9 protein-coding genes are annotated in these 8,133 nt (G+C 69.9%); 1 reads left to right on the top strand and 8 read right to left on the bottom strand.

Annotated elements, in window-relative coordinates; genetic code table 11:
• The 3 genes from GH736_RS13250 to GH736_RS13240 form a co-directional block, all read right to left on the bottom strand.
• The coding region (locus GH736_RS13250; protein ID WP_162529558.1) for a DNA glycosylase AlkZ-like family protein at positions 1-648 on the bottom strand (648 nt) is incomplete at its 3' end.
• Between the two features lies 1 nt (position 649).
• A complete protein-coding gene (locus GH736_RS13245; RefSeq protein ID WP_159604013.1) occupies positions 650-1,132 on the bottom strand; it encodes a dehydrogenase in 483 nt (160 codons plus the stop codon).
• Between the two features lie 399 nt (positions 1,133-1,531).
• Positions 1,532-1,969, bottom strand: a complete 438-nt coding sequence (locus tag GH736_RS13240) for a hypothetical protein (protein ID WP_159604011.1) — start codon at positions 1,967-1,969, stop codon at positions 1,532-1,534.
• A 224-nt stretch (positions 1,970-2,193) separates the two neighbouring features.
• Between GH736_RS13240 and GH736_RS13235 the strand changes: the two genes are divergently transcribed.
• The gene (locus GH736_RS13235; protein ID WP_159604010.1) at positions 2,194-3,759 is read left to right on the top strand and encodes a CHAT domain-containing protein; all 1,566 of its coding nucleotides are present in this window, start codon (positions 2,194-2,196) and stop codon (positions 3,757-3,759) included.
• Between the two features lie 54 nt (positions 3,760-3,813).
• Here GH736_RS13235 and GH736_RS13230 read toward each other — a convergent pair whose 3' ends face one another.
• The 5 genes from GH736_RS13230 to GH736_RS13210 form a co-directional block, all read right to left on the bottom strand.
• Positions 3,814-4,266, bottom strand: coding sequence for a GNAT family N-acetyltransferase (locus GH736_RS13230; protein WP_159604008.1), 453 nt, complete (start codon positions 4,264-4,266; stop codon positions 3,814-3,816).
• A gap of 152 nt (positions 4,267-4,418) precedes the next feature.
• Entirely contained in the window at positions 4,419-5,498 is a 1,080-nt protein-coding gene (locus GH736_RS13225) for a thioredoxin family protein (protein ID WP_235934172.1), read from the bottom strand.
• The gene (locus tag GH736_RS13220; protein WP_159604006.1) at positions 5,476-6,450 is read right to left on the bottom strand and encodes an alpha/beta fold hydrolase; all 975 of its coding nucleotides are present in this window, start codon (positions 6,448-6,450) and stop codon (positions 5,476-5,478) included. Before GH736_RS13220 ends, GH736_RS13225 begins: the two co-directional genes overlap by 23 nt.
• 6 nt (positions 6,451-6,456) lie before the next feature.
• Positions 6,457-7,677, bottom strand: coding sequence for an epoxide hydrolase family protein (locus GH736_RS13215; protein ID WP_159604004.1), 1,221 nt, complete (start codon positions 7,675-7,677; stop codon positions 6,457-6,459).
• 169 nt (positions 7,678-7,846) lie between these two features.
• The coding region (locus GH736_RS13210) for a response regulator transcription factor (protein ID WP_235934170.1) at positions 7,847-8,133 on the bottom strand (287 nt) is incomplete at its 5' end.

Genomic DNA, 8,133 nt, shown 5'->3' with positions numbered 1-8,133 from the left:
CTCGGTCATGAACGCGAGACGGGCGGCCCACTCGGCGGAGTCGCTGGCGTTCGGCGCGAGGTGCTCGAGGAGCCAGTCGAGCATCCGCCGGGTGGGCCCTTCGAGTCCGAGTTCGGTGTAGAGGGCGTAGGTGTGCTCCCCGTCGCGCGGCACCCCGCTGCACACCAGGCCGAGCACTTCCAGGCGTCCGAGCAGCAGCATGAGCTGCTGGCCGGTGAGCTCCTCGCCGCGCTCGGCCAGGGCGGACGCCAGATCGCTGCGGGTGCGGTCGGGTGACTCGGCGAGCATCGCCTCGACGGCGTCGTCGAGTGCGGGCAGCCGATCGGCCAGCGGTTGCAACTGCTGCGCGAAGACCGGCATCACCCGCGGCGCGGTGAGCTCCTGCAGCCACTGCGCGTCGTCGGCGTGCACGTAGTGCCAGGTCGAGCGCAGCACGTGGATGCGCAGGACGCGCCCGTCGGCGAGGGCGTCCGCGAGGTCATCCTCGCGTGGTGACGTGGTGCGCGTCGCGACGGCCCAGGCCGACTGCGACGGGTTCTCGGCCTGCACGGCCAGCAACGAGCGCACCACCTCCTCTGCGCCCTCGGCGGGTGCGGCGAGCAGCTGCGCGTGCAGCCGCCACCGGGCGAGTTCGCGGTCGGTGATCACCCTAGAGCGATGCCGTCTCGAGGTGCGGGGCGCCGTGGCTCAGCACCTTGACGACGAGGTTGTGCCGCTGCAGGGTGCGGATGGTGCGCGCGACCTCCTCGGACGTGCTGCCGAGCGCGCGCTCGTTCGCCACGACGAGCACGTCACCGGCGCGCAGCGTCTCGAACAGCAGGCCGAATCGCTGCTCCCACGTCATCGTGCCCTCGGGCGCGGGGTGCTTGAAGTCGAGGATCGCCACGCCGAACGCGGCCAGGTCGTTGCGCTGCTCGACGACGGACGGCATATCGTCGCGGGCGACGACGAGTCCGACGAGTCGCGAGCCCTCGGGGCGGGCCTTCCACCAGTCGCGGTTGCGCTGCAGCTCCTCGAAGCACTCGGGGCAGCCGATCGCGTGGTGGCCGGGGCCGTGCGGGGTGGGCGCGCCCCGACCGGGCGGCATCGTCGCCGCAGCATCCGTCGTCGCGTCCGTCGTCAGCTCGCTCATGATGTCAGGCCCCTTCACGTCTCCTTCCATTCTCGCGGAATCGCGACGGCTACGCTGGCCGGCCTGCGCCTGGGACTGCATCGGTGTACCGCTCGTCGACGGAACCGCCCGACAGGCATGTGCCCCGGTTTGGGGCCGCGGAACCTGTGGCTCGTACTTTCGGCTCGTTCGCGCGAGGTTTAGAGTCCGGGCAAGGCAGTCTACGAGTCAGGGGGACCCGATGGACTCTTCATCGTTCCGCCGCACGTCGACGCGAAGGTGGGTGCCGCTTCGCGGCCGCATCGGGAATCGCATCATCGGATCGGTCACGTTGGGGCTTCTCATCGCGGCCGTACCCCAAGGCTGCGTGTCCGGAGTGTGCCACGTCTTCTGTCACCCGTGACGCAGCTCCGTTCGGTTTCAGACGAACGCGGCGAGCCAGCTGCCGATCACCATCATCAGACCACCGACGGCGAGCGTCACCGCCCCGGCGATGTACCAATGATGTGGCGTGGGGTCGTACCTGCCGGCCGAATCGTCCTCACCCGCTCGGCCCTCCGCGAGTCGCGCTTTCAAGCGCGATGTCTCCATCAGCAGGGGCACGTACGCCATGCCCAGGGACAGGGTCGCGAACACGATCAGCGTGACGATGATCGGCGGGAACAGCGTGGCTCCGGAGAGAAGATCCCCAGGCCCCAGAAGGAGTACCAGGCCGCTCAGGCCGACGGCCACATAGCCGCATCGCTTCATCGCCACGTCGAGTCTCAGGATCCGTCGGGCGATGGAGTCCGAATCGCGGGGCGGATCGGTCGCTTCGGCGGACGGCGGCGCCGGCTCGTGCGGCGAATCGGTCGACATGGGTGCTCCTCACTGCGGCGCCGGGACAGGTGCGATCCGATCCTCCTCCGCTCGACGGCTGCGGGGAAGGCACCCGCCGCAGGGAGGACGACCGAGACCCCCAAACATGGGGGCGCGGCGGCCCAATGCATTGAGGTCTCCTCGGGGCGGTGCCAGTGTTCGCGATATGTCGGCCAGCCGGACGATGAGCAGCCGACCCGCCATTGCGAAATGGGAGGTGAGGGATGACCATCGATCTGGTTCGAATGTCGCTGACCCCGTCGGGCCAGGCAGGGGCGGAGCAGGTCGGCACGTTGGCCGTGCAAGTCGGAATCTCTTCGGCCGCCTTCGGTGACGTTCAACGTTCGACCGAGCTGCCGGCCTTCGACTTCGCCCAACTGGACCAGCTGGAGGACTTCGTCACGGCGAACGTCGTCGATGCGGCCAGTCGTGAGCGGGTCGCCGAAGCTCAAGCGGGAATGCTGCAGCATGGGCGGCAACTGTTCGAGGCGACCTTGGGACTCTGGGGACAGTGGCCCCACCAGGTGGAGGCTGCTCGACGCAATGGTCGTCGCATCCGGATCGAGATCATCACTTCTTCCGGGCTCGTCGCAGCCCAACCGTGGGAGTTCCTGAGCGACCCCGCCACCGCGGCATACCTCGCGCTCGATCCCCGGGTCAGCATCACCCGGAACCCCGTTCGAGTCGGCCCGATGGCGCAACTCTCCGCACTGAACCCGATCCGCATCCTGTTGGTCGGCTCCACACCCGACGACCAGGGCGCGATCGACGTCGGCGGTGAGTTCGGCATGCTGGTCACCGAGCTCTCAGGACTCGGTGGCGCGGTCGAGCCTCACCTCCTGACCCCGGAAACTCGCGTCTGCACGTTCTCGGACTTGGAAGACGCGCTCAGCGATGACGGGCCGTGGCACGTCGTGCACTTCTCTGGTCATGGGGGCTACGACCCGCAACTTGCGCAGGGGTTCCTGGCGTTCACCGATGAGGCCGGCCGATCGGATCTGGTCGTCGCGTCGAGGTTGGGGGCGACGCTCGCATCGCACCCTCATCTCCGTCTCGTCATCCTCAATGCATGTCGCGGCGCGATGGGTGTCGGGAGGCAGGTGGCGCACAGCGTCGCCGGCGCCATCGTGCATCAAGGCGTGCCCGCGTGCGTCTCGATGCAGTTCGAGGTCAATGACCGCGCGGCACTCCCCTTCGCCAAGGCGTTCCATCGAGGGATCGTGACCCACGGCGACGTCGAGCAGGCGACCATGGATGGTCGCCGTGCGATCTCAGAGGTACCCATCGAGCGATCCGGCCTCCTCCGATCGGCGGAGTGGGTCTCCGTCGTGCTGCATCTCGACGCCGCGGGTAGCGTCGTCATCGGCGGCAGAGGCACGGACGACGACGGAATCGGCGCGTCGGTCACGTCGACCGACCGTGACGCCGAGCCGCGCGTACCAGCCAGTGGAGACGGCCGGCTCCGAAGTGCGGGCTGGCAGACATGGGAGCTGGAGTATCCGACGTCGCTGCCGGTCGATGATGCCCTCGAACGTGCCCGTCGTGCGGTGCGTGCGTGTACTGACGTCCGCAGCGAATCGGAGACGCCCGACGGCGTCGAGCTGCTCATCGGCGGCCTGTTCCCAGGGAGATGGTCCGCCGTGCAGAAGATCACGGTCTCCGGGGTCGCCGACGGATCCGGCTCGATCATGAGCATCGTCGTGGCTCCCAATCAGACGTCGCTGTGGGATCAGGGCATGCACGAACAGGCCGCCCAACGGATCGCGAAGTACCTGAACGTCTCGACGTGACGAAGCGCCCACCACACGCGAACGTGCGAACGGTGATGAGCGGATCGCTGACGCTCAGGCGTCCGGATGCCGCGCCTCGACCAGGTCGGCGTACTGCGGGTTAGCCGCGATGAACGACGCCACGACCGGGCAGCGCACCGTGACCGGCATCCGGCGTTCTCGCAGGTCGTCGAGCGCGTCGGCGATGAGGTCGGTGGCGAGTCCGCGCCCGCGGAACTCGGGCTCGACCGTCGTCGTCTGCACGACGATCCGGCCGTCGACCTCGTCGTAGCGGATGCTCGCGACTTCGACGCCGTCGATCACGGCGACGTACGCGTGCACGTCGTCACGGCGCTGCACCTCGACCTCGGATGCCGCGTCGGCCGACGGCCGGTCCACCGCACGAACGGCGTCGGCGGTCACCTCGTCGACCAGCTGCTCGGTGCCCTCGTCGAGGAATCCGGCGCCGTCGGGATACCCCGCCGAATCGGGGTACTCGAACCGCTCGGACGCATCTGCTGTGCTCATGAGGCTCTCCTGTCGCCTTGCGCTGCTCTCGGCCCGCCCGGCCGGCCGGCCGGCCGGTCATGAGCATTGACCGGCCGGCCGGGCGGGTTGTGACCACCACGCGAGTGCCGGGCGGGCCGCCGCTCACCGCCACTCACCGCCGCTCATTTCGCTCACCCGAACGTGAAGCAGTACGCCTCCGCCCCCGCCTCGAGGAACTCGATCTCGAAGACGCGCTCCTCGACCTCGCCCGGCTGCCGGACCAGCTGGTACGTGTTCTGGTCGCGCACCACGCCCCGCCCGTCGGCCTCCACGTCGGTGCCATTCGCCCCGTCGAGCTCCCGCCCGTCGAGCCGCACCCGGAACGGGATCGACGCACCCACCGTCGCCGGTCCCATCACCAGGTTCACGTCCCGCGCCTGGAAGGCGAACGAGATGCGTCCGCCCGCCTGGTTGAGCACTGCAGCGTGCTGCGCCTGCGTCCAGACGCCGGTGAGGGTCCATGCGTTGAGCGGCAGGCCGCCGGCCCCCTCGTAGTCGTGCGGGCGGTCGTAGAGCGCGGCGTCCTCCGCGAGGAATCCGCTGCTCTGGCCGTACCCGAGGTAGGTCTCGGGCGAGCGCAGCGAACGCCAGTCGGCGGCGACCTCGAGTCCTTGCGGGTCGACCATGACGAGGTCCATGTCCACGCCCTCCGCGCCGGCCTCGACGAGGAGCTGCTGGATCACCATCTCGGTTCGGGCATACTCCCCCTCGCCGAAGTGGTGATAGCGCAGACGGCCCTCGGCGTCGGCGATGTAGACCGCGGGCCAGTAGTGGTTCGCGAACTCGTCCCAGACGCCGTAGTCGCTGTCGACCGCGATCGGGTAGTGCACGCCGAGTGCGCCCGACTGCGCGATGACGTTGCGCAGTTCGTGCTCGAAGCCGAACTCGGGGGTGTGCACGCCCACGATGGTCAGCCCGGCGTCCGCGTACTTCTCCGCCCATGCCTTCAGGTACGGGAACGTGCGCAGCCAGTTGATGCAGGTGTACGTCCAGAAGTCGACGAGCACCACCCGGCCGCGCAGGCCCGCCGGCGTGAGCGGCTCGGAGTTCAACCAGCTCGTCGCACGGTCGAACGACGGGAGGCGGCCCTCGTCGGGGAGCACCTCCCGATCCCCCGCGAGGCGGTGCGCGAGCGAGCGGAACAGGCCGCCACGGCCCTCCCTCATGACGGTCGCGGCGACCGCCTCCTCATTCTCGATGTGATCGGACATCTGTTCCTCCAGTCGTGGCCGCGGCGGTGGCGCGGTCGGCGGCCATTCCCGCCGCATCCGCGATCGCGGACGCGAACGCCTCGGGCGCCTCCTGCGGCAGGTTGTGCCCGACGCCCCCGGTGATCAGCCGGTGCTCGTACGGCCCGGTGAACCGGCCGGCGTACGACTCGGGCTGCGGATGCGGCGCCCCGTTGGCGTCGCCCTCCATCGTGATGGTGGGCACGGTGATCGGCGGCGTGGCGGCCAGTCGCCGTTCGACGTCGTCGTAGCGCGACTCCCCTTCGGCCAGCCCCAACCGCCACCGGTAGTTGTGGATGACGATGGCGACATGGTCGGGGTTGTCGAAGGATGCGGCGCTCCGCGCGAACGTCGCATCGTCGAAGCTCCACTGCGGTGACGCCGTGTGCCAGATGAGCCGGGAGAACTCGTCGCGGTACTCGTCGTAGCCGTCGCGCCCGCGCTCGGTGGCGAAGTAGAACTGGTACCACCACGAGAGCTCGGCCGCCGGCGGCAGCGGGCGACGGTTGACCGCCGGGTCGCCGATCAGGTAGCCGCTCACAGCCACGAGCGCGCGGGTCCGCTCGGGCCAGAGCGCGGCCACGATCCCAGCTGACCGCGCGCCCCAGTCGAAGCCGCCGACGACCGCCTGCTCGACGCCGAGTGCGTCGAGCAGGGCGATGGCGTCGAACGCCAGGGCGGCCTGCTGGCCGTTCCTGGGCGCGTCGTCATCGAGGAACCGCGTGGAGCCGTACCCCCTGAGGTGCGGCACGATCACGCGGAAACCCTGCGCCGCGAGCAGCCCCGAGGCATCCAGGTAGCTGTGGATGTCGTACGGCCACCCGTGCAGGAGCAGCACCGCCGGGCCGTCTGGCGGCCCCACCTCGGCGTAGCCGACGCTGAGCACACCGGCGTCCACCTGTCGGATGCTCCCGAACGATCCAGTGTCAGCCATGCCGGATCACCGCAGCGACCGGAAGGCGGCGCGCATCTCCTGCGAGAACAGCTCGGGCTGCTCCCATGCCGCGAAGTGGCCGCCCCGCTCGAGGCGGTTGAAGTGGATCAGGTTCGGGTACGCCTGCGTCGCCCAGCTGCGCGGGGCGGCGTAGATCTCGTCGGGGAACACGCTCACCGCGACCGGCAGCTTCACGCCCTTCGGTGCGAAGAAGGGCAGCTTGCTCTCCCAGTAGAGCCGCGCCGACGACACCGCAGTGTTCGTGAGCCAGTAGAGCGTCACGTTGTCGAGGATGTCATCGGGGGTCAGCCCCTCGGATGCCCCGTCGAACACCCGCGCGATCAGGTCGTAGCTGCGGGCGTCGTGGTCGAGCATCCACGCGGCGAGGCCCACCGGCGAGTCCGCGATCCCGTAGAGCGTCTGCGGCCGGTTGCCCATCTCCTGCGCGTAGGCCAGGCCGTGCGCGTAGAAGAACGCGAGCTGGTCCCAGGCGCCGCGCTCCTCGGCCGAGAGGTCCTCGGGCGCCGCGTCGCCGTTCGTGAGCGCGGCCTGGATCGAGTCGGGGACCGTCGCCGGCATGTTGGTGTGGATCCCGACGAGCCCAGCGGGCTCGAGCAGGGCCATCTGCTCCGTCACGGCGTTGCCCCAGTCGCCGCCCTGGGCGACGTAGCGGTCGTAGCCGAGGCGCTGCATGAGCTCGATCCAGGCACGCGCGATGCGGATCGGGTCCCAGCCGGTCTCGGACGGCTTGCCCGAGAAGCCGTGCCCGGGCAGCGACGGGATGACGAGGTCGAACGCGTCCTCGGCGCTGGCGCCGTGCGCGGTGGGGTCGGTAAGGGGGCCGACGATCTTCAGCTGCTCGATGATCGACCCGGGCCATCCGTGGGTGACGATCATGGGCAGGGCGCCCGGATGCTGCGAGCGCACGTGGATGAAGTGGATGTCCACGCCGTCGATCGCGGTGACGAACTGCGGCAGCTCGTTGAGCCGGGCTTCCGCGGCCCGCCAGTCGTGCCCCTGCTCCCAGTGCCGGGCGAGCTTCTTCACGACGTCGAGCTGGACGCCCTGGGACGCGTCGCTCACGATCTCCCGATCGGGCCAGCGGGTCTCGTGGATGCGGCGGCGCAGGTCCTCGAGGTCGGAGTCGGGGAATGCGGCGGTGAACGGACGGATCGAGGTGTCGCCCTCGCGGTGCTCCGCGTCGGGGCGGGGTTCGGTGATGGTCATGGTCTGGGTGCTCCTTCGGTGATCGTGGCGGCCGGCGCCGCACTTCGAGACTCCCGCGACGCGGGTGCGGGCGGCGTCCGTAGGCCTCGCCAATTCGGGGCGGCTCACGGCACGATTTGAGGGGAACCCCTCACACCGCCATCGCAGGAGTCGGGCACGATCGCACGACCTACCCCATGCCGTGCCGGAGGGCGAACGCGGTCGCCTCGCTGCGGCGGGCCACGCCGATCTTGCGATAGAGGCTGGTGATGTGGCGCTCGACGGTGCGGTCGCTCAGCCACATCACCCCGGCGATCTCCTTGTTGCTGAGGCCCTGCGCGAGCAGCCCGAGCACCTCCATCTCGCGGCGGGTCAGGGTGGGCTGCGGCGAGCGCCCGTCGTCGTCGCCGTTCGTGCGCCTCGCACGCCGAGCGGATGCCGCGCGCGACGCGCAGCGGCGAATCCGCCCGGGTGACG

The organism is Agromyces humi (assembly GCF_009720255.1).
GTDB lineage: Bacteria > Actinomycetota > Actinomycetes > Actinomycetales > Microbacteriaceae > Agromyces > Agromyces humi.
This window is presented reverse-complemented; position numbering and strand designations above follow the sequence as displayed.